At 72.1% G+C, this 24,428-nt stretch carries 24 protein-coding genes; 3 read left to right on the top strand and 21 right to left on the bottom strand.

Annotated elements, in window-relative coordinates:
• Positions 1-65: 65 nt before the first annotated feature.
• Positions 66-1,691, bottom strand: coding sequence for a serine/threonine-protein kinase (locus ACFE76_RS09780; RefSeq protein ID WP_375431559.1), 1,626 nt, complete (start codon positions 1,689-1,691; stop codon positions 66-68).
• 58 nt (positions 1,692-1,749) lie between these two features.
• A complete protein-coding gene (locus ACFE76_RS09775; protein WP_375431558.1) occupies positions 1,750-2,529 on the bottom strand; it encodes an SDR family NAD(P)-dependent oxidoreductase in 780 nt (259 codons plus the stop codon).
• Positions 2,530-2,590: 61 nt separating this feature from the next.
• On the opposite strand from ACFE76_RS09775, the gene ACFE76_RS09770 reads away from it, so the two are divergent.
• Both ACFE76_RS09770 and ACFE76_RS09765 read left to right on the top strand, forming a co-directional pair.
• A complete protein-coding gene (locus tag ACFE76_RS09770) occupies positions 2,591-3,907 on the top strand; it encodes a DNA polymerase IV (protein WP_375431557.1) in 1,317 nt (438 codons plus the stop codon).
• A gap of 145 nt (positions 3,908-4,052) precedes the next feature.
• The gene (locus ACFE76_RS09765) at positions 4,053-4,790 is read left to right on the top strand and encodes a hypothetical protein (RefSeq protein WP_375431556.1); all 738 of its coding nucleotides are present in this window, start codon (positions 4,053-4,055) and stop codon (positions 4,788-4,790) included.
• A gap of 21 nt (positions 4,791-4,811) precedes the next feature.
• On the opposite strand, the gene ACFE76_RS09760 is transcribed toward ACFE76_RS09765, so the two are convergent.
• From ACFE76_RS09760 to ACFE76_RS09735, 6 genes are read right to left on the bottom strand one after another with little or no spacing between them, the layout of a single operon-like run.
• Positions 4,812-5,540 (bottom strand): gamma-glutamyl-gamma-aminobutyrate hydrolase family protein, encoded by a 729-nt coding sequence (locus tag ACFE76_RS09760; RefSeq protein ID WP_375431555.1) that lies wholly within the window; start codon positions 5,538-5,540, stop codon positions 4,812-4,814.
• A 23-nt stretch (positions 5,541-5,563) separates the two neighbouring features.
• Entirely contained in the window at positions 5,564-6,331 is a 768-nt protein-coding gene (locus tag ACFE76_RS09755) for a 3-oxoacyl-ACP reductase (protein WP_375431554.1), read from the bottom strand.
• 49 nt (positions 6,332-6,380) lie between these two features.
• Positions 6,381-7,745, bottom strand: a complete 1,365-nt coding sequence (locus tag ACFE76_RS09750) for an aldehyde dehydrogenase family protein (protein WP_375431553.1) — start codon at positions 7,743-7,745, stop codon at positions 6,381-6,383.
• 1 nt (position 7,746) lies between these two features.
• A complete protein-coding gene (locus ACFE76_RS09745) occupies positions 7,747-9,108 on the bottom strand; it encodes a glutamine synthetase family protein (RefSeq protein ID WP_375431552.1) in 1,362 nt (453 codons plus the stop codon).
• 31 nt (positions 9,109-9,139) lie between these two features.
• A complete protein-coding gene (locus ACFE76_RS09740) occupies positions 9,140-9,868 on the bottom strand; it encodes a FadR/GntR family transcriptional regulator (RefSeq protein ID WP_375431551.1) in 729 nt (242 codons plus the stop codon).
• 3 nt (positions 9,869-9,871) lie between these two features.
• Positions 9,872-11,410: an amino acid permease gene (locus ACFE76_RS09735; protein WP_375431550.1), complete on the bottom strand. Its 1,539-nt coding sequence runs from the start codon at positions 11,408-11,410 to the stop codon at positions 9,872-9,874.
• Between the two features lie 211 nt (positions 11,411-11,621).
• Between ACFE76_RS09735 and ACFE76_RS09730 the strand changes: the two genes are divergently transcribed.
• Positions 11,622-11,915 carry a DUF503 domain-containing protein gene (locus tag ACFE76_RS09730; RefSeq protein ID WP_375431606.1) on the top strand — a complete coding sequence of 98 codons (294 nt, stop codon included), beginning with the start codon at positions 11,622-11,624 and terminating at the stop codon, positions 11,913-11,915.
• Here ACFE76_RS09730 and ACFE76_RS09725 read toward each other — a convergent pair.
• From ACFE76_RS09725 to ACFE76_RS09665, 13 genes are all read right to left on the bottom strand, one after another.
• Positions 11,912-12,352, bottom strand: a complete 441-nt coding sequence (locus ACFE76_RS09725; RefSeq protein WP_375431549.1) for a DUF1707 domain-containing protein — start codon at positions 12,350-12,352, stop codon at positions 11,912-11,914. The genes ACFE76_RS09730 and ACFE76_RS09725 overlap by 4 nt on opposite strands.
• Before the next feature lie 56 nt (positions 12,353-12,408).
• A complete protein-coding gene (locus tag ACFE76_RS09720; protein ID WP_375431548.1) occupies positions 12,409-13,092 on the bottom strand; it encodes a nucleotidyl transferase AbiEii/AbiGii toxin family protein in 684 nt (227 codons plus the stop codon).
• Between the two features lie 9 nt (positions 13,093-13,101).
• Entirely contained in the window at positions 13,102-13,452 is a 351-nt protein-coding gene (locus ACFE76_RS09715; RefSeq protein WP_375431547.1) for a transcriptional regulator, read from the bottom strand.
• Positions 13,453-13,537: 85 nt separating this feature from the next.
• A complete protein-coding gene (locus tag ACFE76_RS09710) occupies positions 13,538-13,672 on the bottom strand; it encodes a hypothetical protein (RefSeq protein WP_375431546.1) in 135 nt (44 codons plus the stop codon).
• Between the two features lie 51 nt (positions 13,673-13,723).
• A complete protein-coding gene (locus ACFE76_RS09705) occupies positions 13,724-14,533 on the bottom strand; it encodes a nitroreductase family protein (RefSeq protein WP_375431545.1) in 810 nt (269 codons plus the stop codon).
• Positions 14,533-14,865 (bottom strand): hypothetical protein, encoded by a 333-nt coding sequence (locus ACFE76_RS09700; RefSeq protein ID WP_375431544.1) that lies wholly within the window; start codon positions 14,863-14,865, stop codon positions 14,533-14,535. Before ACFE76_RS09700 ends, ACFE76_RS09705 begins: the two co-directional genes overlap by 1 nt.
• The gene (locus tag ACFE76_RS09695) at positions 14,858-15,583 is read right to left on the bottom strand and encodes a class I SAM-dependent methyltransferase (protein ID WP_375431543.1); all 726 of its coding nucleotides are present in this window, start codon (positions 15,581-15,583) and stop codon (positions 14,858-14,860) included. The genes ACFE76_RS09700 and ACFE76_RS09695 overlap by 8 nt, the downstream gene beginning before the upstream one ends.
• Positions 15,580-16,734 (bottom strand): type III polyketide synthase, encoded by a 1,155-nt coding sequence (locus ACFE76_RS09690; protein WP_375431542.1) that lies wholly within the window; start codon positions 16,732-16,734, stop codon positions 15,580-15,582. Before ACFE76_RS09690 ends, ACFE76_RS09695 begins: the two co-directional genes overlap by 4 nt.
• 22 nt (positions 16,735-16,756) lie before the next feature.
• On the bottom strand, positions 16,757-17,599 hold the full coding sequence (locus ACFE76_RS09685) for a DUF4261 domain-containing protein (protein WP_375431541.1): 843 nt from the start codon (positions 17,597-17,599) through the stop codon (positions 16,757-16,759).
• Positions 17,596-18,441, bottom strand: a complete 846-nt coding sequence (locus ACFE76_RS09680) for an alpha/beta fold hydrolase (RefSeq protein ID WP_375431540.1) — start codon at positions 18,439-18,441, stop codon at positions 17,596-17,598. Before ACFE76_RS09680 ends, ACFE76_RS09685 begins: the two co-directional genes overlap by 4 nt.
• Positions 18,438-19,154: a DUF998 domain-containing protein gene (locus ACFE76_RS09675; protein WP_375431539.1), complete on the bottom strand. Its 717-nt coding sequence runs from the start codon at positions 19,152-19,154 to the stop codon at positions 18,438-18,440. Before ACFE76_RS09675 ends, ACFE76_RS09680 begins: the two co-directional genes overlap by 4 nt.
• The gene (lysX, locus tag ACFE76_RS09670; protein ID WP_375431538.1) at positions 19,151-22,630 is read right to left on the bottom strand and encodes a bifunctional lysylphosphatidylglycerol synthetase/lysine--tRNA ligase LysX; all 3,480 of its coding nucleotides are present in this window, start codon (positions 22,628-22,630) and stop codon (positions 19,151-19,153) included. The genes ACFE76_RS09675 and lysX overlap by 4 nt, the downstream gene beginning before the upstream one ends.
• A gap of 197 nt (positions 22,631-22,827) precedes the next feature.
• Positions 22,828-24,390 carry a hypothetical protein gene (locus ACFE76_RS09665; RefSeq protein WP_375431537.1) on the bottom strand — a complete coding sequence of 521 codons (1,563 nt, stop codon included), beginning with the start codon at positions 24,388-24,390 and terminating at the stop codon, positions 22,828-22,830.
• Positions 24,391-24,428: the final 38 nt, after the last annotated feature.

Genomic DNA, 24,428 nt, shown 5'->3' with positions numbered 1-24,428 from the left:
TGGATCAGTATGGGTCGGGCACCTCAAGATTTGCTTTGGTCGCCGAGCCGGGCCGGCCGGGCCGCTCAGCCGCCGCTGATCAGCGCTGACCGGTCGATCTTGAGCACGCCGCCGTCGGCGACGAGGGTGAACGAGCGTCGCTCTGACAGGGTGCTTCCGTCGGTGCGCACGTAGCTGATCGTCGCCTCCGCCTTGTCAGGTGCGGTCCCGCTCGCCTTGGTGGCCGTGACGCTGCTGAACTGGCCCCAGAACCGGTCGTACGCCGCGCGGCCTCCGCTCGAACGCTGGTAGCGGCCGGTCAGCTTGGCCCAGCCGCCGCCGGTGTCCTTGGGCAGCAGCGCGTAGTAGTCGGTGACCGCCGAGGCCAGCTGCGACTCGGTCGCCCCCGTCGATGCTGTCGCCGACGGCGTGAGCGTCGGGGTCGGGGCCGGACTGGACGCGGTCGGGGACGGCGGCGACTCCGACGACTCCGACGGCTCTGAGGACTCGGACTCGGACTCCGATGCGCTCGTTGACGGCGCTGAGGTCTCGGGGGCGGCCGCAGAGGCCGACGCCGGTGGCACGGCCGTCCCGGAGCCGTCCCGGTCACTCAGCGCGAACGCGGTGATCCCGGCCAGCAGCACCAGGACGGCCAGCACCGCGACGACGACCCGGCCACGCCGCCGCGGCGATCCGGCGGGGTCCTGCGGGGCGGGTGGCCGGGCCGGTGGAGCGGGCGGGGCGACCGGGACGGCCCGGAGAGCAGTCTGGTCCGCCGCAGCCTCGACGGGGAGGACCGGCGTCGCCGCCGTCGGGGCGACCGTGGGAACCACTGCTGCGGCGGGCGGCACGGGCAGCAACCGGGTGGGAGCGGCCGCACCCCCGCCGGCCAGCGCGGTCCGGATCGCACTCAGCTCGGCCGCGACGCTCGGCATGCTCGGCCGGGCGGCGGGGTCGACCGCCAGCATCCGTAGCAGCAGCGGCGCCATCGGCCCGCTTCGCCGGGGCGGCGCGAACTCGCCCTTCGCCACCAGGTGCAGCAGGGCGATCGCGTTGGGGTCGTTGCCGAACGGCGGGCTGCCCTCGAGCGCGGCGTAGAGAGTGGCGCCGAGGGAGTAGACGTCGGTGCTGGCGTCGGAGCTCGCGCCGCGGGCGACCTCGGGCGCGAGGTAGGCCGGCGTCCCGTGCACCATCCCGGCGACGGTCAGGGTGGCGTCACCGAGCACCCGCGAGATGCCGAAGTCGCTCAGCATCGCCGACCCGTCCTCGGCGACCAGGATGTTACCGGGCTTCACGTCGCGGTGCACGATCCCGAGCTGGTGGGCGGCGGCCAGTGCGGAGGCGACCTCGGCCCCGAGCCGGGCGGCCTCGTCGAGCTCCAGCGGCCCGCCCTCGCGCAGCACGGTCGAGAGCGGCACGGACGGGAGATACTGCATGACCAGGCACGGCCGGCCCTCGTGCTCGACGACGTCGAAGACGGCCACGGCGTGCGGGTGGTGCAGCCGGGCGGTGATCCGGGCTTCGCGCATCGCCCGTTGGGTGGCGAGCTCGGCCTCCTCGGCGTCGAGCCCGAGCGGCGGCCGCAACAGCTTGACCGCGACCGGCCGGTGCAGCCGCTCGTCCTCCGCACGCCAGACCACGCCCATCCCGCCCGAGCCGACCTGCTCGACCAGCCGGTAGCGGTCGGCGATCAGCACCTGCGGCTGCTGCACCCGAGTCCCCCGTCCGTCGGCTCACTGACCGCCAGAGCCTACGGCACCTCAGGTTCAGTCAGCCGACGTGCGCCTGGCCCGTGGAAGCGCTCGTCCCGCCGTCCACCGCCAGGATCGCCCCGGTGATGTAGGCCGCGTCCGGGCTGGCCAGGAACAGCACGGCGGGCGCGATGTCGTCGGGGACGGCCGGTCGGCCGAGGGCGATCCGGTTGACCAGCGGCGCCAGTGAGGCTTCGTCGTCGGCCACGCCGGCGTTGATCTCGGTACGGGTGAACGCGGGAGCGACGGCGTTCAGCCGGACGCCCTTGGGGCCGTAGTCGAGCGCCAGCGACTGGATGAAGTTCATCACGGCTGCCTTGGTGGCGTTGTAGAACGACTGTCCCCAGTCCCCGCGCAGTCCCGAGACCGAGCCGACGGCGACCAGGTTGCCGCCCGAGCGCTCCAGCTCGGGCAGCGCGGCCTGGGCGAGCTGGACGAACGCGTCGACGTTGGTCCGGCGCAGCTGCTCCCACTCCGCCGTCGTCACCTCGGTGAACGGTGAGTTGATGTAGCCGGCGGCGTTGTTCACGAACACGTCGAGAGCACCGAACCGGTCCACCACCTGCGGCACGATCCCCGCCGCCTGGTCGGGGTCGGCGATGTCCGCGCCGATGGCGAGCACCCGTTCGGAGTCGTAGCCCTCGAGGGTCTCGGCCAGCTTGGCGGTCCGGCGGCCGACCACGGCCACCGAGGCGCCGGAGTCGAGGAAGGCGCGGGCGATGGCCTGGCCGATCCCGCTGCCGGCGCCGGTGACGAGGACAGCCTTGCCGTCAAAGCTGTAGCGGTTGTGCAGAGTCATGGCCCTGGCAACCGCCGTCGGCCCGACGGCATTCCGCCGCGGAGCACGCAGAATGGGAGCCGTGCGTCCGGAGCCGAGTGTGCTGCACCTCGACCTCGACGCGTTCTTCGCCTCCGTCGAGCAGCGGGACAAGCCCTCGCTGCGGGGCAAGCCCGTGGTGGTGGGCGGCGTGGGCGCCCGCGGTGTGGTGGCGACCGCGTCGTACGAGGCCCGGGTCTTCGGGGTGCGTTCGGCGATGGCGGCCGGGGAGGCGCGCCGCCGCTGCCCGCACGCGGCGTTCCTCGCCGGCCGGTTCGGCGCCTACCGCGAGGCCAGCGCGCAGGTGATGGGCCGGCTGCGGGCACTGTCCCCGCTGGTGGAGCCGCTGTCGCTGGACGAGGCGTTCGTCGACCTGCGGGCGACCGACCCGGTGCCGGGCTTCGACGCGGCCTCGCTGCAGGGGGTGGTCGACCGGCTGCGGGCCGACGTCAGCGCGGTGACCGGCGGGCTCACCGCCTCGGTCGGAGTCGCGAGCTCGAAGTTCATGGCCAAGATCGCCAGCGAGCTGGCCAAACCGGACGGCAGCCGGATCGTGCCGGCCGGGACCGAGGTCGAGCTGCTGCAGCCGATGCGGGTCGGGGTGATCCCCGGCGTCGGTCCGGTCACGGGCGACAAGCTGCAGCGGATCGGCATCCACCGGGTCGGCGACCTGCAGGCGGCCGACGTGGACGAGCTGGCGCAGGTGGTCGGCCGCAACCACGCCGCCGCGCTGGTCGCACTGGCCTGGGCCCGCGACGACCGGCCCGTCGAGCCCGAGCGGGAGGCGAAGTCCATCTCGGTGGAGGACACGTTCGAGACCGACCTGGTCTCCCGCGACGAGCTGGGCGTCATCCTGCGCCGTGACGCGCGGCAGGTGGCCGACCGGCTGAGCGCGGCGGGACTGTTCGCCCGGACGGTGACGATCAAGGTGCGCCGGCACGACTTCTCCACCCTGACCCGGTCCCGGACGCTGCTGAGCGCCACGGACCGGGTGGAGGTGATCAGCTCGGTCGCCGGCTCACTGCTCGAGGCGCTGGACCTCACCAACGGCGTCCGGCTGCTCGGCGTCGGCGTCGCCGGGCTCACCGACGTGCTGCAGGAGGAGCTGTTCGCCGACGACGATGATCTTGTGTTGAGAAACCCCTCGACTACGCAAGGTTTCTCGACACAAGAATCGGAACCCCCGCCCGAGGAGCCTCAGTGGCGACCCGGAGCCGACGTCGAGCACGACGAGCACGGACGCGGCTGGGTCTGGGGGTCGGGCCTGGGCCGGGTGACCGTCCGTTTCGAGACCCGCGACACCGGTCCCGGCCCGGTCGCCACCTTCCGGTCGGACGATCCGGCGCTTCGGCTCTGCTGAGCGGACGCCAGCTGCGGAGCGACGCTACCGTGGTGCTGTGGACCGGGACGAGGCGCTGCGCATGCGCGGAGCGCAGGCCATCGGCACCATTCCGCCGGACGCCGGCCCAGGGCAGATGCCGCTGAGAGGTCGAGAGAGTGCGGTTGTGAGCAGAGCCAATCCTGTCGACACGGCCCGTGCTCTGGTTGCTGAGTACTATCCGAAAGCACAGCAAGCGTGGCTGTCCCGATCGGTCGTGCTCGGTGGTGCGACCAGCACCTCCGACCTCGACATCGCCGTGCTCCTGAACGAGACGGAGGCTCACCGGACGTCCCTGGTCTATCGCGACTGGCCGGCAGAGGTCTTCGTGCACAACCGGGCGTCCCTGCGGTGGTTCGTCGCCCAGGACGTCGCCCGTAGGCGCCCGACGATGGCCCGCATGGTTGCCCACGGGGTGGCCCTTCTGCCCGGCGGCGAAGGAGAAGCCCTGCAGGCGGAGTGCTCGTCCGTCCTGGCTGCCGGCCCGGCCCGGCTCGCCGGTACCGAGCTCACCATGGCCCGGTACACGCTGACCGACCTGCTCGACGATCTGGTCGGAGGGGCCGATCCGGAGCTGCTGGACGCGATTGCTGTCGACACCTGGCGTAGCGCCGCCGAGCTGCACCTCGCCGCCAACCGGGCCTGGAGCGGCACCGGCAAGTGGCTGATCCGAGAGCTGCGGCAGCTGGACGAAACCACGGAAGACGACGTCACCGGCCGGCTCCGGGCAGGACTTCATGCCGCCCTCTCAGGGGAGGCGGAGCAGCTCGTAGTCGCGGCGGACGAGATCCTCGACCAGGTGGGCGGACGCCTCTGGGCCGGACTTTCCCTGGCGGCACCGCCGGCAGCGAGTGTCGCGCCCTGATCAGCGTCGGTCACTGAGCGGTCAGGCCGCAGAGGCCAGCCGACGCGAAGCCGCCTCGACCAGGCCGCGGAAGAGGCCGTAGTCGTCGCCGTGCTCGGGGTGCCACTGGACGCCCAGCCAGAACGGGCGGTCCGGGTCTTCGACCGCCTCGAGGGTGCCGTCGGTGGCGTGACCGGTCGCCACCAGACCCGGGTGCGAGGCCACCGCCTGGTGGTGGTGGCAGTTGACCTGCATCTCGTCCCCGACCAGGGACCGGACCAGCGACTCCGGGCTCGTGGTGACCGAGACCCAGCCGAAGGAGTCGCCGCCCGGGGAGTGCTCGTCGTGGCCGACCACGTCGGGCAGGTGCTGCTCTAGCGAGCCGCCGGCGTGCACGGCCATCACCTGCATGCCGCGGCAGATACCCAGCACCGGCACCCCGAGCGCCGCCGCCCGCGCCAGCAGCGCCAGCTCCCACGCGTCCCGCTCGCGCCGGGGCGGCTGGGTCTGCGGATGGGCCGGGGAGCCGTAGCGGGCCGGTTCGACGTCGGAGCCGCCGGTGATGATCAGTCCGTCCAGCCGGTCCACCACCGCCGCGGCCTCGTCGTCCTGCGGCGGCATCAGCACCGCGATGCCGCCGGCCGCCTCGACCGACCGGGCGTAGAGGGAGTTGAGCAGGTCGGTCTGGGTGTGCCAGACCCCCCACGCCGCCTGCTCGCGGTAGGCGCTGAGTCCGATGAGAGGCAGGGGGCCGGTCAGAGGTCGCGTCACGGGTCCATTGTCGCCAAGCCGGATCACAGCGGCGTGACGTAGGCGCCGCTGATGCCGCCGTCGACCAGGAAGGTGTTTGCGGTGATGAAGCTCGACTCGTCCGAGGCGAGGAACAGCACGGCGTTGGCGATCTCGCTCGGCTCGGCGAACCGGCCGAGCGGCACGTGCACCAGCCGTCGCGCGGCCCGTTCCGGGTCGGAGGCGAAGAGCTCGCGCAGCAGCGGCGTGTTCACCGGCCCGGGGCAGAGCGCGTTCACCCGGACCCCCTGCCGGGCGAACTGAACCCCCAGCTCACGGCTCATCGACAGCACCCCGCCCTTGGACGCGGAGTAGGAGATCTGGGAGGTGGCCGCACCCATCACGGCCACGAACGACGCGGTGTTGATGATCGAGCCACGCTCCTGCTCCAGCATGTAGGGCAGCGCAGCCTTGCAGCACAGGTAGACACTCGTCAGGTTCACCTCCTGCACCCGCCGCCACGCCGCCAGGTCGGTGGTGAGGATCGAGTCGTCCTCGGGCGGGGAGATGCCTGCGTTGTTGAAGGCGATGTCGACCGACCCGTACGCCTGCTTGGCCGTGGCGAACAGGGCCGACACATCGTCGGGGTCGGTGACGTCGGTCCGCCGGTACGTGCCGTTGACCGCCGTCGCCACCTCCGGTCCGCGGGCGTCGTCCACGTCGCCGATCACCACGTGGGCCCCCTCTGCGGCCAGCCGGTGCACGCTGGCCAGCCCGATGCCGGAGCACCCGCCCGTTACTACGGCCACCCGGCCCTCGACCCGTCCGGTCATCATCGTCTCCTCGTGTTGATCTTGGTCATGTTGATCTTGGTCATGTTGATCATGAAGCGTCGCTGAAGAACACGTTCTTCTCCTCGGTGAACGCGTGCGGCGCGTCAGGCCCCAGCTCGCGGCCCAGCCCCGACTGCTTGTAGCCGCCGAACGGCGTCCAGTAACGGACCGAGGAGTGGGAGTTGACGCTGAGGTTGCCGGCCTCGACGGCTCGGGACACCCGCAGGGCCCGGCCCAGGTCGTTGGTGAAGATCGAGCCCGAGAGCCCGTAGTCGGAGTCGTTGGCCAGCGCGACGGCCTCCGCCTCGTCGGCGAACGGCAGCACGGCCACCACCGGCCCGAACACCTCCTCGCACCAGATCCGCTGGTCGGTCCCGGTGGCCAGCACCACCGACGGCGGCACCCAGAAGCCGGGACCGTCCGGCGCCGAGCCGGCGAAGGCGACGTCGACCTCGTCGAGGTAGCCCTGGACGCGTGACCGCTGTCGGGCCGAGATCAGCGGACCCATCTCGGCGTCCTCCCGAGCCGGGTCGGCCACCACCATCGCCTCAACCGCGGTCTGCAGCCGCTCGAGGAACTCCTCGAGCACCGACTCCTGCACCAACAACCGGGAGCGGGCGCAGCAGTCCTGGCCGGCGTTGTCGAAGACCGCCGACGGTGCGCTGGCCGCCGCCCGGGCCAGGTCGGCATCGGCGAACACGATGTTCGCGCTCTTGCCGCCGAGCTCGAGGGTGCAGCGCTTGACCTGCTCGGCACAGCCGGCGAGCACCCGCTTGCCGACGGCGGTCGAGCCGGTGAAGCAGACCTTGCGGACCAGCGGGTGGGTGACGAACCGATCCCCCACCACCGGACCCTCGCCGGGCAGCACGGTGAACACGCCCTCGGCCAGCCCGGCCTCGCGGCCCAGCTCGGCGAGCCGGATGGCGGTCAGCGGCGTCAGCTCGGCCGGTTTGAGCACCACCGTGTTGCCCGCCGCCAGGGCCGGCGCGAAACCCCAGGCAGCGATGGGCATCGGGAAGTTCCAGGGCACGATGATGCCCACCACGCCCAAGGGTTCGTGGAAGGTGACGTCGATCCCGCCGGCGACCGGGATCTGCTTACCGGACAGGCGTTCGGGCGTCGCCGAGTAGTAGTTGAGCAGGTCCCGCACGTTGCCGGCTTCCCAGCGGGCGTTGCCGACGGTGTGCCCGGAGTTGCGCACCTCGAGCTCGGCCAGCTCGTCGGTGGCCTCCTCCACCAGGGTGGCGAACCGGCGCAGCAGTCGGGCCCGCTCGCCGGGGGGGACCGCCCGCCAGGCCGGGGCGGCCGCGGCGGCGGCCTCGACGGCGGCGTCCGTACGGGCCAGGTCAGCCATCTCGACCTCGGCCACCACTTGCTCGGTGGCCGGGTTGACCACGGCGTAGGTGCTGCTCATCTCACATCCTCTCGAAGCCGCGCCGCAGCTCCCAGTCGGTGACTGCGGCGTCGAACGCCGTCAGCTCGATGTCGGCGGCGTGGGTGTAGTGCTCGACGACCTCGTCGCCGAAGACCTCCCGGGCCACGGCCGAGGCTGAGAAGACGTCGCGGGCCTCCCGCAGCGTCCGTGGCACGGTCGGCAGCCCAGAGGTGTGGGCGTTGCCGATCATCTCCGCCGGCAGCTCCAGCTCGTGCTCGATCCCGTACAGACCACCCGCCACCATCGCGGCCAGGGCCAGGTACGGGTTGACGTCGCCGCCCGGCACCCGGTTCTCCACCCGCGCGCCGGCGCCGTGACCCACCACGCGCAACGCGCAGGTGCGGTTGTCCGAGCCCCACGCGATCGTGGTCGGTGCGAACGAGCCAGCCGCGAAACGCTTGTAGGAGTTGACGTTCGGGGCGTACAGCAACGTGAACTCGTGCATCGTCGCCAGCAGCCCGGCGAGGAAGTGGTCGTACAGTGCAGTCCTGCCCCCGTCGGCGTCGAACACCGTCTCGCCGTCGGCACCGCGCAGGGACAGGTGGATGTGGCACGAGTTTCCCTCCCGCTGGTCGTACTTGGCCAGGAAGGTGATCGCCTTGCCCATGCTGTGGGCGATCTCCTTGGCCGCGGTCTTGTAGACGGCGTGGTTGTCCGCAGTGATCATGGCTTCGGCGAAGAGGAAGCCGATCTCCTGCTGGCCGAGGTTGCACTCGCCCTTGGCGCTCTCGACGTCCATCCCCGCGCCGTACATGGCGTTGCGGATCGTGCGCAGCAACGGCTCGACTCGGGTGGTGCCCAGGATCGAGTAGTCGCCGTTGTAGGGCAGCACCGGGGCCAGGTCGCGGTAGCCCGACGCCCACGCCGCTTCGAAGGAGGTGTCGAAGGCCAGGAACTCCAGCTCGGTGCCGGCCTGGGCGACGTAGCCGAGCTCGGCGGCCCGGGCGAGCTGGGTGGCCAGGATGGTCCGCGGCGACTGCGGTACGGGTGAGTGGTCGAGCTGCACCAGGTCGCACTGGACCATCGCCGTCCCCGGTAGGTGCGGCAGCAGCCGGAGCGTGTCCAGGTCGAGGGCGAACTCGAGGTCGCCGTAACCCGACTCCCACGACGACATGGCGTAGCCGTCGACGGTGTTCATGTCGATGTCGACGGCCAGCAGGTAGTTACAGCCCTCGGTGCCCTGCCCGAGCACGTGCTCGACGAAGTACGCGCCGTGCATCCGCTTGCCCTGCAGCCGCCCCTGCATGTCGGTGAACGCGACCACCACGGTGTCGATCTCGCCCTCGCTGACCCTTCGGCGAAGGTCGTGCGCGCTCAGGTGTCGGTCGTTGCGCAGTGTCATCGTCTCTCCTCGTCCCTACCAGTTGGTCTGCTCACCCGAGCAGGCCCCGCAGCAGCGCGGCGGTGTCGTCGCAGTGCCGTTCCATCGCCCGAGCCGCGCGGGCGGCCCGCCCCTCGAGCACCGCCGCGACGATCGCGGCGTGCTGAGCGCCCGAGTGCTCAACGTCGACCGGCAGCACCGGGATGGAGATCAGCATGTCGTACAGCCCCGCCTGGACGGCCATCACCGCCTCCACCAGCCGCGGCGACTCGGTCAGGGCGGCAATCGCGAGGTGCAGCCGGGAGTCCGCCTGCCGGTGAGCGGCCGCGGAGCCCGCGGTCTCCATCTCGTGCAACGAACCGGCCAGGAGGTCGCGCTGAGCGCCGGTCAGCGGCCGGCTGGCGGCTACCTGACAGGCGCCGGGCTCGACCACCCGCCGGAACACCAGCACGTCCATCAGCTCGGCCCGCCGACCGGCGAGCGCGCCGGTCCCCGACTCGCCCGGGGTTGGCGGCGCCGAAGAGACCACGGTCCCGCCGCCCCGGCCGCGGGTCGTGACGACCATCCCGGCCGCGCGCAGCCCCACCATCGCCTCTCGCAGCGTCGCCCGGGACACCCCCATCGCGGCGGCCAGCTCGCGCTCGGGCGGCAGCGTCGTGCCGTACGCGTAGACACCCAGCCGAATCGCCGTCGCCAACCGCTCGACACAGTCCTCGAAGGCGTGCCGGCTGCGGCCCGAGCTCAGGACCGCCTGGTCCAGGACTTCCTGCGGCTGCTGCACCACTCAGCCTTCCAGCACCTCTTCCGCTTCTTTGCTGGTGGCGTGAGCGGGGTCGCCGCCCATGAAGCTATGCCGCCCGCCGACGAACCAGGAGACTCCTGCGAAGGCCAGCACCACCAGCACCGCGATCGGGGCGTAGTTGAACGTCGAGACCGTCACCGGAGCGAGCGGGGGCAGCACGAACAGCACGCAGATGATCACCACCCAGACCACCGCCACCCAGCCGACGACCGCGCTGAAGCGACCGAGGTTCCACGGCCCGTTCTCGAAGTCCGGGTTGAGCCGGCGCAGCAGCACCGGGATGACGTAGGCGATGTAGAGCCCGATGACCGCGATCGAGGTGACCGCGAAGTAGGCGGTGCTGCTGACCAGGGCCGGCGCGGCCAGAATGACCGACAGGGTCACGCACAGCCAGATCGAGTTGGTCGGCGTCCCGGTCCGCGGGTTGACCGTCGACCAGATCTGCGAGCCCGGCAGCGCCCGGTCGCGGGAGAAGGCGTACGACATCCGGGAGTTCGCGGTGACCGAGGCCATGCCGCAGAAGAACTGCGCGACGCAGACGATGAACAGCAGGAACTTGGCGGTGGTGGGGCTGCCGAGGGAGTCCAGGAAGATCTGCGCCGGCGGCAGGCCGGTGTCGGACTCCGACAGCGTGGCCAGCCCGGCCTCGCTCTTGTCCGTGATGGCGGCGGTGATCGAGTAGAGCAGGATGAAGCCGCCGATCACCGACACCGCGACGCTGGTGACGATGCCGCGAGGCGCGGCCCGGGAGGCGTCGAGGGTCTCCTCGGCGACGTGGGCGGAGGCGTCGTAACCGGTGTAGGTGTACTGGGCCATCAGCAGGCCCAGCAGGAACACGTACACCGCGCTCGTCCAGCCGGTCTCGTTGTGGAAGCCGGTCAGGGTCCAGGAGACCGACTGGTGCTTTTCCGGCAGGATCCACAGCGCCCCGACGATGATCAGCGTGCCGCCGACGTGCCACCAGGCCGAGACGTTGGACAGCAGGCTGACCAGGTTGACGCCGAAGGTGTTCAGCAGGCCGTGCACCACGATGATGCCCATGAACAGGCCGAAGGTCAGCGTGGGCGTCGGCTCGACGCTCCAGACCAGGTTCATGAACGCCATCCAGGTGGTGGCGCAGCCGAAGTCGATGGCCGCGGTGACCGCGACCTCGCCGAGGAAGTTGAACCAGCCGGTGAACCACGCCCACTCGCGCCGGTTGCGGCGGGCCAGCCGACCGGCCCAGAAGTAGAGCCCGCCGGCGGTCGGGTAGCGCGAGCAGACCTCGGCCATCGCGGCGGCCACGGCCAGCACCAGGACCCCGACGAGCAGCCAGCCGAGGACCAGCGTCGACGGACCGCCGGAGCGCAGCGCGATGCCGTAGGAGGTGATGCAGCCGGCGAGGATCGAGATGATCGAGAACGAGACGGCGAAGTTGGAGAACCCGGACATGCCGCGGTGCAGCTCCTGGGTGTACCCGAGGTCGGCGAGCGCCTGGGAGTCGGCGTCCAGCGGCGGGCTGATGGGGTTCGAAGCGCTCACGACGGGTCTCCGACCGGCAGGGGTCAGCGGTGGCGCCCAGTCTGTCGGCAGCGCCAGCGCCCGTCAATGGTCTGACCTCGAACCAATTTCGAGCCGTGCGACCCGCCGGCCTTCGTGCGCCCCGGGCGCCGGGCGCATGAGGGCCGGCCGGGCGCATGAGGGTCGTCACGGCTACGCGCCGCCAAGCCGCAGGTACGATCGCGCGGTGGCGATGTGGGTGGGGTCGTTGGAGCTGGACCTGCTGCTCGGAGACGTGCACTCGCTCAAGGAGAAGCGTTCGTTGGTCCGGCCGTTGGTGGCCGAGCTGCGGCGGAAGTTCGAGGTCAGCGTGGCCGAGGTCGACCACCTCGACCTGCACCGGCGCGCCAGCATCGGCGTCGCCTTGGTCAGCAGCGACCAGCGCCACCTCACCGAGGTGCTGGACGCCGTCGAACGTTTTGCCGCCTACCGCCCCGAGCTCGAGCTGCTGTCCGCGCGCCGCCAGCTGCGGACGAGCGAGGACTAGTGGTCCCGGCCGCCGCGGGCAAGCAGGGCGCCGGCGAGGCCGCAGACCTCGCCGAACAGCCACATCAGCAGCCACTTCGCTACCTCGTCGCTGCCGCCGCTGAGGTTGGTGGCGACCCAGAACGTGAAGACCCCGACGAGACCCGTGAAGAGCCCGGTCACGGCCACGTCACGGACGCTCAGGGAGACAACCAGCGTCGCCGACCGCGGCGGCCCCGGCGCAGGCGAGGGGAGTCCGACCAGGTCGGCCGTCAGCTCGGCGAGGTCCGGCTGCGTCTGCGCCCGCAGCGCGCGCTCCACGCGGAGGTCGAACTCGTCCTCGCCGAGCCGGCCGGCGACCATCTCCTGGGTCAGCCGGTCCACGCACGCGTTCCGCTCGGCGTCCCCGATCCGGGGACCCAGGTGTGTGGCTCCGGCGCGGGACTGCAGCTCGCTCATGCTTGGGATGCTGGCAGGCAATGCCCGAGGAGTGGAAGCGACACTCCGGGCCTCTGCTAGGTGGTCGGATTTGCCGCGTCGTTGGCGCGCGGTGTGCGCAGGCTAGCGGCCCACTCGAGGCACCGAGTCTTGATGTCCTCCAGCTGCTCTTCGGTAACGCCGTAGCGGGCAACGTCTGCGAGGGTGATCCCGCGCGCGCTGGCAAGTCGCCAGGCGAACATCTCGACGTCAAAGCCAGCATCGCGCTCAGCCGCAGCCGCGACCAGCTCGTCATCGCTGAACCGACCGGAAGCGCGGACCGCATCGACATCGAAGTAGTCGCGAGGCTCACCTCGGCTGTACAACGCGCCGACCTTGCTGCCGACCGCATCGGCGAGGCTCAGAACTGGGCCTACGTCCATCACCACAGGGTCTTCTTGCCGCCAGTCCACGCCCAGGTCGACGTCGAGATGGAGCCCGTCGCCGGTGGCGAGGTGCAGGCGGGCGAACTGCGGCGCTTGGCGCGTTTGCTCCACATCGAAGCCATCCGCCCTCAGGTCAGCAACCACCTGGTCAACGGCCACAGCGAAAGCCGCCACATCCTGACTAGCGGTGAAGAGGTCGACGTCCTCGGTCGGGCGGTCGATGATCCCGTGTTCGCGGATCGCCCCGGAACCTGCCAGCGCAAAGCCCACGACGCCGGCCAGGGCGATCTTCGTGACTCGCCGCTGCGCGGCCACTTCGTGGTCCAGAGCGCGCACCCGACGACTTCAGCCGACCAAGACTGGTCGCAGCTCCGGGAAGTGAGACTCCCACAGCTCGCGGACCCTGAACGGCAACATCAGCTCCGGCCATGCCGCAACCAGCCGGTCGCAGTGGATGACACGAACCAGGTCCTCGACCGTCCCCTCATTCAGCACCGCTCGGTACGCCAAGCCAAGTCCACCGGGCTCGTCCAGGTCGACCCGACCTCCCCCAGGCGCCCAGAGCACGGAATGAGACAGCTCGACCACACCGCCGACGGGCCCCTGCAGCTGATCCAGGCTGTCGACCACGGCGTACGGCTTGATGTCGCGGAAGTGGACGCGACCGTCCGGCGGTATATGTGACTGAACGGCCATCACGCGCCTCCTCTCCGACTCAGCGGAAACGCCACAAGTGGGACAAGCCACCGTAACCGTAGCTGTGGACGGCCGGGACCGGCAGCTACGACTCGTCCACCTCGAGCCTGATCTCGTTCCGACCCGGTCGCAGGCCGACGCACGTACGCGCGGCCCGGTTGAGGACCACGTCCGGCTCGAGGTCGAAACCTGGTCGGGCGCGGTCAACCGCCGACGTCATCCGCCTCCTCCTGTCGCCTCGGATCTGGTGGCGTGTCGCGGCGGTGCGTCACTAGTGCAGCGGCTGTTCCAGGTCGTCCCAGCCCTGCTGCGGCGAGGCGCAGGAGTCGCGGAAGACGTACTGGGAGACGAGCTTGCGCTGGTGGCTCGACCAGTCGATGGCCGGCCGGCGCTGCTCGGGCGGCAGGTAGCCCAGCCGGTAGACCGCCATCAGGTCGAGCTCCGGCGGCACGTCGAAGAGCCGCTCGATCCGCGCCCACTGGCTCGGCACCTCCATCGGGAAGGAGATGAACTGGATGCCCATGCCGAGCTCGACGGTGGTCAGCCAGACGTTCTCCATCGCCGCGCCCATGCTGAACACGGAGTAGAACGACGACAGCACCTCGGGCCGGTACTCGGCCCGGTCGAGCAGCACCGCGATCAGCAGCGGCGACCCGGCGACGAGCTTGCGGTTCTCCTCGCCGAGGGTCTGCGGGACCCGCAGCACGTTCATCATCTTCTGGCCCCGGCGCGTGAACACCGACTGGGTGAAGGGCCGCAGCGGTGCCGGCAGCCGGTCGAAGAGCATCCCGTCCCGACGGCTCTCCATCTCGGCAGCGCTGAACCGGAAATAGCGCTTGTACCGCTCGAAGAAGGTGCCGTTGCTCATCGCCTCGGTCATGCTCTGGCCGCTGATCTCGGCGATCTCGTCGATCACCGCGCGGTTCTCGGTGACCACGAACCGCCAGGGCTGGCTGTTGAGCTGGGACGGCGCCCGGCCGGCGACCTCCATCAGCAGCCGCTGGTGCTCCGCAGAGACCGGGTCGGGCAAGAAGTGTCCGTTGGTGGTCTTGCGCCGACGAACGACGTCGAGGAACTCCATCAGACCTGCTGCCGGTCGGCGACCAGGGCGGCCGCGTAGAAGGGAGCGGCCGCCGCCGCAACGAGGGCGTGCCGCGGCAGCCGACTGCCGGCGTAGGGGACCACCGCCAGCGGGACGGCCGCGGGCAGCAGCAACCAGCCGGACCGGCGCCGGCCGTACGCCGCAGCTCCGAGCGCGAGCCCGGTCAGCGTGGCGGTCACGACGTACAGGGCGTGGTGTACCCAACGGGCGCGGCCGGTGACGACGACGCCCGTCGCCACCCCGGTCCCGAGAGCGCACGAGGCCAGGTAGCTCACCGCGGCCACCCGCAGCAGGGGTGTGCCGTCAGCCATGGGCCACCCCGGTGGACCAGCTCAGCAGCAGCCGGAACGGCTCCTGCCGCTGGACCCGCCACCCGATCGGCACCACCGCGGCCAGCTCGGCCGGGGCGTAGCTGCGCCGGATCGACAGCAACCCGTCGGTGAACAGGAACGAGTCGGCGGCCGCGGGCCAGGAGGTCGCCGCCCAGACCGCGTACGCCGTCCGGCTACGGCGCAGGTCGCTGTGCAGCGCGAGCCGGTCGGTCAACCGTTCGGTGTCGGCCAGCACGCCCGCGAGCTCGGCGGCGGTGAGGTGGTGCAGCAGGTGGTTGGAGGTGAGGATGTCGTAGCGCTCGCCCTGGGCGACCAGGTCGGCGCTGCCGGCCAGCCGGAACCGGACACCGGGCGTTGGCGGCCGCTCGCTGACGAAGGCGTACGCCCGCGGGTCGGGGTCGACCGCCACCACGTCGAGCCGCAGCCCGTCGGCCCGCGCCCAGCGGGACAGCGCCAGTGCGAGGTCGCCACCGCCGCAGCCGAGGTCGAGCAGCGTGCTGGTGCGGTGCCGGGAGAGCAGCGGGCGGACCCGCTGCCGGTAGGTCCGGTGCCAGCTCGCGACCAGCCGGTTGACCAGCGCGAACCGGCCGTAGGTGCGGCGCAGAGCCACCAGGTCGCAGTCGGGGTCGTCCATCAGCTCGACGACGGCGGTCTCGCGGTGCCGCAGGTCCGGGCCCGCCGCGAGGGTGGCGGTCACGACGCGGTCCGCAGGGTGAGCAGGGCGCTCTCGACGCTGACGCCCGGCCCGAACGCGAGGGCGCCGACCCGTTGTGGGACCGGCCCGGCCGCAGCGAACAGCTCGCGCAGCACGAAGAGCACGGTGGCGCTCGACATGTTGCCGTAGCGGCGCAGCACCTCCCGGGACGGGCCGAGCTGGTCCTCGCTCAGCCCGAGGGCGGACTGGACCCGGTCGAGGATGCTCCGGCCGCCGGGGTGGACCGCCCAGAGGTCGATCTCGGCGACGCCGCGACCCTCGCGGCCGTCGCCGACCAGCGGCTTGAGGGCCTGGGGCAGGTGCGCCTCGACCAGCCGTGGGATTCGGCTGCTCAACACCATGTCGAAGCCGTGGTCGCCGATCGTCCAGGCCATGTCGTCGGTGCCCTCGACGATCAGGGTGGAGGAGAAGGCGTCCAGGTCGAGCAGCGGAGTGCCGGTCGGCGCGGGCCGGGCGGTGACCACGGCGGCCGCTCCCCCGTCGGCGAAGAGCGAGGAGCTGAGGATGGTGTCGGTGTCGTCGCCGGTGTGCAGGTGCAGCGTGCAGAGCTCGACGGTCACGACGAGGACGACCGCGTCGGGGTCGGCGCGGCAGACGTCGGCGGCCGCCCGCAGCGCCGGGAAGGCGGCGTAGCAGCCCAGGAAGCCGAGGTGCGACCGCAACGTGGTCGGCGCGAGCCCGAGGCCCCGGACGATCTCGATGTCGGGGCCGGGGGCGTAGAAACCGGTGCAGGACACCGTGATGACGTGGCTGACGTCGGTCGCGTCGATCCCCGGGGCGGCCTCGACGGCCTGGCGGGCCGCGGCCACGAAGAGCGGTCCGGCCGTCCGGCGGTAGAGGTCGTTGCGGGCCCCGGTGGCCGGCGAGCGCAGCTGACCGGTTCCGGGCTCGAGGAACTGACCGCCCCCGGCGGTCCCGCCGCCGGCGAGCTCGGCCAGGACGGTGTGCCGAGTCTCGATGGCCGCGGCGTCGAAGACCGACGTGATCCGCCGGACCCCCAGGCCGCTCCGGCCCGGCTGACGCGCGAACAGGTCGCGGATGTCGGCCTGGTCGAGCACGGTCTCGGGCACGACGGTAGCGATCGACCGGATGCTGGCGGCCCCTCCCCCAGTCTCCACATTCCCCTTGGGCACGCCCCTACTGTGCCCCCCGGGCTCAACCACTGCTGACCGCACGGTCGCGCTGACCGGCGGCGTACGGGTCGCCGAGGTCGACGTCGATGACGAGCCGGCCGGGGTCGAGCAGCGACGCCTCGCGGTGGCAGGGGTAGCGGCCCTCGCCGTCGGTGCCCGAGATGGTGTTGCCGTCCTCGATCACGTCACCGGCTTCGAACAGGTAGACCCCGGTGGCGAAGAGCAGCTCAGCGATCTCGCCGGGCTCGCGGTCGCGGAAGTGGCACTGGACGTCGGGCAGGTCGAAGACGTGCAGCCCGAGAGTGTCCATCGCCAGCGCCTGGGCGTCGTGCGCATCGGTGTACATCCGGACGTTGATCACCCCGTCGACGTCGCCGGCCCCAAAGGCGGATGGGTCGCTGACGCACATGCTGTGACCCCAGTGGATCGCGGCGGGCGCAGTGGCCCCGATCAGCGCCTCGACGACGCGGCCGAGGGCGGTCACCCGCTCGGTCGGGCTGCGACCTTCGACGAGCATCTCGGTCACCAGCACGCTGGCCCGGCAGCCGGCGACGGCGGCCTCGGCCTCGGGCCAGCTCCAGGTCTGGCTGACGTCGGGCAGCGTCTTGCCGTCGTGCCCGAGCGGCGACCCGGCGACGACCGCGGTCACGAGCGGCGGCAGGCCTGCCTCGGTCTCCGAGGGCGGCGCCTCCGGCGCGGGGACCGGGTGCGGCACGGTGAACGAGCCGTGCTGCGCCTCGGCCTCGGCCGACACCTCGCGCAGCGCGGACAGCAGCGCCGGGTCGTCCAGGTCGGGGGCCTCGGCATACCAGAGCTCGGCGACCAGGGTCAGCGCCTGTCCTGAGTCCGAACGGGTCAGTTTCACGAGACCTCCTTCTCCCCTACCGGGGCGACAGTCCGGACGGCGTCGGCCACGGACGCGGGACAGTCCAGCATCATCAGGTGCCGAGAATCTTCTACCACCACCTGGTCGGCGCCCAGCAGGTCGGCCAGTCGTCGCTGGTCGCCCACCCAGGACGGGCCGCCGTCGCCGGCCGCGGTCAGCACCACCGTCGGTGTCCCGGGCCACGGGTCCTGGGCCCGGACCTGGTCGAGGTCGCGCAGCTGGTCGGCGTACGCGCCGTTCTCGGCCAGCACGCTCGCGGCGGCGTCGGGCTCACCGAGGATCGCGACGCCGGGCATCGGGCTCCAGATCCGCAGCCGGCTCTGCAGCGCCACCACGACCCGACCGGCCAGCCGGCCCAGCACCCGGAACGGTTCCGGCCGGAGCAGTCGGCGGACGACACGGGCGGCGGCGAGCCAGAACATGCGCAGACCGCGGTCCCGGACGCCGGCCGGCCGCAGGTCCCACTCGACGCTGCCGTCGACCACCACCAGACCCCGGACCAGGTCCGGGTGGAGCCGGGTGAACGCCTCGGCGTGCGGTCCGGCCATCGAGTGCGCCACCAGCACGACGGGGCTGCCGATCCGGTCCGCGAGCGCGGCCAGGGTGTCGACCTCCTCGGCCAGGGTGGGAAGCCGCCCGGGCCAGGGCGAGCCGAGACCGGGCCGGTCGAGCCGGGTGACCGCCCGTCCCGGCAGCAGCTCGACCACGGGCTGCCACAACGGCGACGGCACCCCGCAGCCGCCGACCAGCACCACCGTCAGGCCGTGGCCGGCCCGCGTGGTCAGCCGGACGTCGCGGCCGGCCAGCCGGATGACGGTCACCGGGCGACCGGACGTTCGAGCGGCCGCGGCGGCGTCCCGGCCGACGCCGGCGGGGGCGGCTGCACCAGGTCAAAGCCCACGACCGCGAACCAGAGCGAGGCGACCAGCACCATCACGACCTGCGGGTAGCCGAGGCCGGGCAGGCCCGCAACCAGCAGCACCATCATGATCAGCAGCGCCACCACCTCGACGAGGGCCAGCGCCAACACCACCCGCCGGACGTGGCGACCCCGACCCGGACGCGGCGGCGCGAGCAACAGGGCGAGGTAGGCCGCGACCATCGAGACCACGATCCCGGTCTGCGCTCCGACGCTGGTGTAGGTGTGGGCGTAGTGGATCAGCGAGAGCCGGCCGGTCTCCTCCGCCACCCGGCAGGCCTCGCTCAGGGTCGGCGAGCAGTCCATCGAGAAGAACGCGTCCAGGCCGGTCGAGACGGCGAACAGCAGCAGGCCGAGCCAGGCCACCACCTCCCACCGGCTGCTGGCCTGCCGAAGCCGGTGCCACGTGACGGCGCGCCACACGAGCGCGAGGACCAGCAGCGCGGTGGTCAGGTCGCCGCCGCGGAAGAAGAAGCTGTACGGCTGGTTGGAGGCCGAGAACTCCGACAGGTAGCCGTCGAAGATCCGGGCGCGACCGTTGACCTCCCAGAAGGCCCAGGAGTTGTAGGTCAGGACGGTGAGGAGCCCCACGACCGGCCAGGCATACCGCCTCACCGCGCTCCCCTGGGCCGGACGAGTGGAAACGCGATCGTCTCCCGGATCGAGGCTTGCGTCAGCAGCATCACCAGCCGGTCCATCCCCATCCCGAGGCCGCCCGAGGGCGGCATCGCGTGCTCCAGCGCGACGAGGAAGTCCTCGTCGAGCTCCATCGCCTCGGGGTCACCACCCGCAGCCAGCATGGACTGGGCGGTCAAACGGGCCCGCTGCTCCACCGGGTCGACGAGCTCGGAGTACGCCGTCCCGATCTCGGCTCCGAAGGCCACCAGGTCCCAGCGCTCGGCCAACCGGTCGTCGTGGCGGTGTGGTCGGGTCAGCGGTGACACCTCAGCCGGGAAGTCGGTGTAGAAGGTCGGCCGGACCGTGCATCGCTCGACCAGGTGCTCGTAGAGCTCGAGCACCACGTCGCCACGGCTCGACCTCGGGTCGAGGTCGAGCTGCAGCCGACGGGCCAGCGCGGCCAGCTCGGCCAGCGCCGTGTCGGGCGTGACCGGCACCCCGGCCGCGGCGGCGATCGCGTCGTGCACCGTCACCACCGGCCACGGCTCGCCCAGGTCCACGTCGTGAACGTGGCCCTCGAGGTCGGTCCCACGGACCACCGGGGTGCCGGCGACGGCCCGGGCGGCGGTGGTGATCAGCTGCTGGGCGACCGTGCGCATGGTCGTGTAGTCCCCGTACGCCTCGTAGGCCTCGAGCATCGTGAACTCAGGGTTGTGGGTGGCGTCGGCGCCCTCGTTGCGGAAGTTGCGACCGATCTCGAACAGCCGGTCGACGCCACCGACCATCAACCGCTTGAGGTAGAGCTCGGGGGCGATCCGCAGGTAGAGGTCGAGGTCGTAGGCGTTGATGTGGGTACGGAACGGGCGTGCGTTGGCCCCGCCGTGCACGGTCTGCAGGATCGGCGTCTCGACCTCGAGGTACCCGAGCCCGTGCAGGGTGTCGCGGACAGCCCGGATCGCCGCGGAGCGCGCCACCAGACGGTGCCGGGCGACGGAGCTGACGGCGAGGTCGAGGTAGCGCTGACGAACCCGGACCTCGGGGTCGCGGATGCCGCCGTCGCGCGCCACCGCAGCCAGGTCGGGCAGTGGCCGCAACGCCTTGGCGGTGAGCAGCCAGCCGGTGACCTCCAGTGACAGCTCGCCGCTGCGGGAGAGAACCATCACCCCCTCGGCCCCGATGTGGTCACCGCGGCCGATCACCTGGCGCAGCTCGGCGAGCGCGGCGGCCCCGGTGGTCTCCCTGGTCAGCATCAGCTGAGCCGGCCCGCTCCAGTCCTGGATGGAGACGAAGACGACCCCGCCCAGGTCGCGGACGGCGAGCACCCGACCGGCGACCGACGCCGGCATCCCGAGCCGAAGCTCCGCCGCCCTCCGGCTGGGCCGGAAGGACGGCGGGTACGGGTCGATCCCCCGCGCCAGCAGGCCGCTGCGGATCGCCGTCCGCTGCTGGACCTGCTCGGGCACCCGCCGTCCGGGCGTCGGCTCGGGCGTCATGGGCGCGGTACCGACGGCGGCGGTGGACGGCGTACCGCTGGCGAGCGAGCGGACGTCGCTCAGCCGCGGCCGGAGGAAGGTCGGCAGGTCGATGAAGCCCTCGGCCACTCCCGACGCTGCCCCGACCAGCGCGATGTCGCGGGTCTCGTCGAAGCAGAGAAAGCGCGGCTGCCACTCGGGGTGGTACTTCACGTTGGAGCGGTAGAGCGACTCGATCTGCCACCAGCGCGAGGCGACCAGCAGCAGCCGCCGCCACAGCCGCACCACCGGGCCGGCCCCGATCCGGGCCCCCTCCTCGAACGCCGAGCGGAAGACGGCGAAGTTCAGCGAGACCCGGTGCACCCCGAGCTCACGCCCCGCCGCCATCAGCGCGCAGACCATCAGCTCGGTGACCCCGTTGTCGGCTTGCGGCGACCGGCGCATCACGTCGAGGGAGAAGCCGTCGCTGCCCCACGGCACGAACGAGAGCAGCCCGGCCACCTCGCCGGCGCCGCCGGCTCGTGAGTCGGTGACTGCTGAGTCGGCGGCCAGCCGGTCGGCCGGGAAGAGGGCTTCGACCATCAGGCAGTCGGCGTCGGCCGGGTCGCCGAGCCGGCCGAGGGCCATCGAGAAGCCGCGTTCGGTCTCGGTGTCGCGCCAGGCGTCCACGAGCGCGACCAGCTGGCCCATCTCCTCGGCATTGATGTCGCCGTGCCGACGGATCCGGGTGCCATAGCCCATTCGCTCCAGCCGATGCACCGCCTGCCGCACCGCACGCAGCTCGCGGCTCTCGAGCAGGAAGTCCCGGGTGAACAGCACGGCCTCGTCGCCGAGCCGGATCACGCGCAGGCCGGCGCGCGCGTACGCGGTGGCACCGGCTTCGCTGGCCCCGATCACCGCCGGCGTCCAGCCGTAGGTCTGCGCCAGGTCCTGCCACGCGCTGATGGCGCCGGGCCAGTGGTCGGGTGGACCGAGCGGGTCGCTGCTGGCCAGGCAGACGCCGAGGTCGACGCGGTAGGTCACTGCGGAGCGTCCGTTGGGGGCGAAGATCACCGACTTGTCACGGCGGGTGGCGAAGTAGGCGAGCGAGTCCGACCCGGACTCCGCGACCAGCGCGCGCACCCGTGGCTCGTCCTCGGCCGACATCAGCGCCGCCCGCCGCTGCGACCGCATCAAGGCGATCAGCGCGGCCAGCAGGCTGAGTCCGGCGAGCACGCCCACCACCGTGTTGATCCAGCTCGGTGGGGCGTTCACCAGCGGCGCATCGACGTCGTTGTCGCTGCCGAAGAGCACGGTGATGAAGCGGCGCAGGATCCAGGCGGAGCGGCCGCGAGGCCCGGCGAGCTGGTTGGGGAAGACCGAGACCAGGGCCAGCGCAACTCCGAAGCTGACGACCAGACCGACGAGCAAGGTGAGCAGGGCCTTGCGGATGCTGCCCGGAGGGCGGCGAGCGCTGAACTCGGCGCGGTAGACCACCAGGCAGATCATCAGGAAGCCCAGCACCGGCAGGTTGAACGCGAACCGCGCGAGCAGCGGCAGCGACGCGTAGTCGACCTGGCGGCTGAGCGCGCCGGCGAACAGACCGGCGACGGCGATCAGGTCACCGGCCAGGGAGATCCCCACCAGGACCAACGACACCACCCACGCCGTCTGCTTGCGCCGGGCCAGGGAGCCGCCGAGGATCGCCAGCAGCACGGCGTAGCCGAGGGTGCCGCCGTCCACCGGCAGCACGACCGTCGAGTACGCGTCGACCACCACGCCGGTCCAGACCACGCCCGGCAGCAGCGCCTGCAGGGTCAGCACGATCGCGCCCACGAAGAAGAGCCGGGACACCACGTACGGCAGCTTGGGCAGCCGCCGCTCGGGCCGCTCGATCCGGCGGGCACGGGGTGCGGGCGGCGACTCGGGGGCAAGTCCGGGCACCGCCGGGACGGCCCCGCTCGATACCGGTGACTCGCTGGGGGCGGTCGAGGGGGGTGAGGTGCTCGCCGTGCTGCTCACGCTCCCACTGTTGCAGATCCAGCTCGACGCCAGGACTTGTCCACAGGCCTCTTTCTACGAACTCCCGCCAAGCGGGCGACGTTCCCGCGGGCGATCTGACCGCGCGGCACGTTCCCGCGCCCCCAAACTGCTCCCGCGCCCCGTACAGCGGGCGCAGGAGCGGCGAAGGGGCGCAGGAGCGGCAACCCCGTGGCCGATCAGCCCTCGTCCGAGCGCGAAGCCAGCACGAGCCAGCCGTGCGCCGGGCCGACCCGGGTGCCGGTCGAGCGGACGAGCACCTCGGCCTGGGCGCGCCGGGCGAGCTCGTGGGCGCTGGCCCCCCACCGGTGGCCGAGCTCGACGCTGACGGCCTCGGGCAGCAGGGCCAGGACGGCCGCCAGGTGTGCGAGCTCGTCGGCGGGCAGCGGGGGTACGGCCCGGCCGCGCAGCCCGGCGCCCACCCAGCTGCCCAGCGCAGCGGCTCGGGCCAGCAGGGGCGCCGGTGCCGGACCCGGCTGCGGCATGGTCACCACCTCGAGCTCGAGCAGGGCCGCTTGCTCACGCCGCGGGACGGCCGCCGGATCGATCGCCGCCCCGGCGACGAGGACGCGCAGGTGGTCCACGACGGGGGCGATCGAGCGGCCGAGAAGCAGCCGGGCCAGGCAGACCTGGGTGGCGGCGATGCCCAGCCCGGGTTCGGGCTGTTGCGTCGACAGCACGCCACGGGTGGCCCAGTTCAGCGGTTCGGGGTCGTTGGTCCGGGTGTGCTCACCGCAGAGGAACGCGATGGTCTTCGGGTCGAACGGGCCGATCTCGGGCAGCCGGCTGCCGTACAGGTCGAGCCCGTCCTCGGCGGAGAACTGGTGCTCCCAGTGCTCCATCCCCAGCGCCAGCGCGCGCTGCACCACCAGCGCCGCGTCGACGTCGGCGAACCGGACGACCCGGGCGCCGGTCCGCGGACCGACCACGAGCTCGAGGGCGGCGTCGCCGAGCACCGTCTCCAAGATGTCGCCGACCCCCAGCTCGTAGGCGGTCACTCCGCGCGCCGAACGCGCCTCCACCCGGTAGCGGCCGGGTGCGGCGGCGGTCAGCTCGACGGTGTCTCGCACCGTCTCGGCGTGCAGCTCGGCATCGAGGACGAGCGCCTCGTCGTCGTCGGCGGTGAGGGTGACGACCTCGTCGAGGGTCACGTCGAGCCGTCGGGGTACACCCGGAGACTGCCGCCGTTCGAAGTCCCGCGGAGCGTCGTAGGCGTCCCACTGCCACTGCTCGACGTAGCGCCCCCGCGGCTCCAGCAGCACCGGCCCGAGGTGCAAGCCGTCAGCGTCGATGCGGTGTACCGAGCCGAGCCGGAGAACCCCGCCGAGCAGCGGCCCGGCGCCGTCTGGGGCCAGGACGGCCAGGCTGCCCGCTGCGCCAGCGGCCACCGCCCAGGCCGGTCGGTCCGGCGGCCACCGCCAGGTCAGCAGCACCTCCTCCAGCGTCACGGTGGATGCTCCGGCGTTGCTGAGGGTCACCCGGACGCTCCAGCCGGCGGCAAAGCTGTGCCGGACGACGAGCCGCAGGTCGCCGCTGCGGCGGACGACCTCGACCTCGTCGGTGTCCAGGCCCACGTCAGCCGCCGACCAGTCGACCGGGGCGCCGCCGGTGGTCGCCACCACCTGGCCCGCCGAGGTGAGACAGCTGGCCGTCGGGTCGCTGTCGTGACGGACGGCGGTGACGGTTCCGGCCTCGTCGAAGACCACCTCGAGCGGGCCCCACCGGAACACCGACGCCGTCATCGATCCCTCCTGAGCTGACCTCGGTCACGCTTGAGTTT

Origin of the sequence: uncultured Friedmanniella sp., assembly GCF_964244005.1 — a bacterium.
Lineage (GTDB): Bacteria > Actinomycetota > Actinomycetes > Propionibacteriales > Propionibacteriaceae > Microlunatus.
Note: the sequence above shows the minus strand (reverse complement) of the source record. Positions and strands in the feature narration are given on the sequence as shown.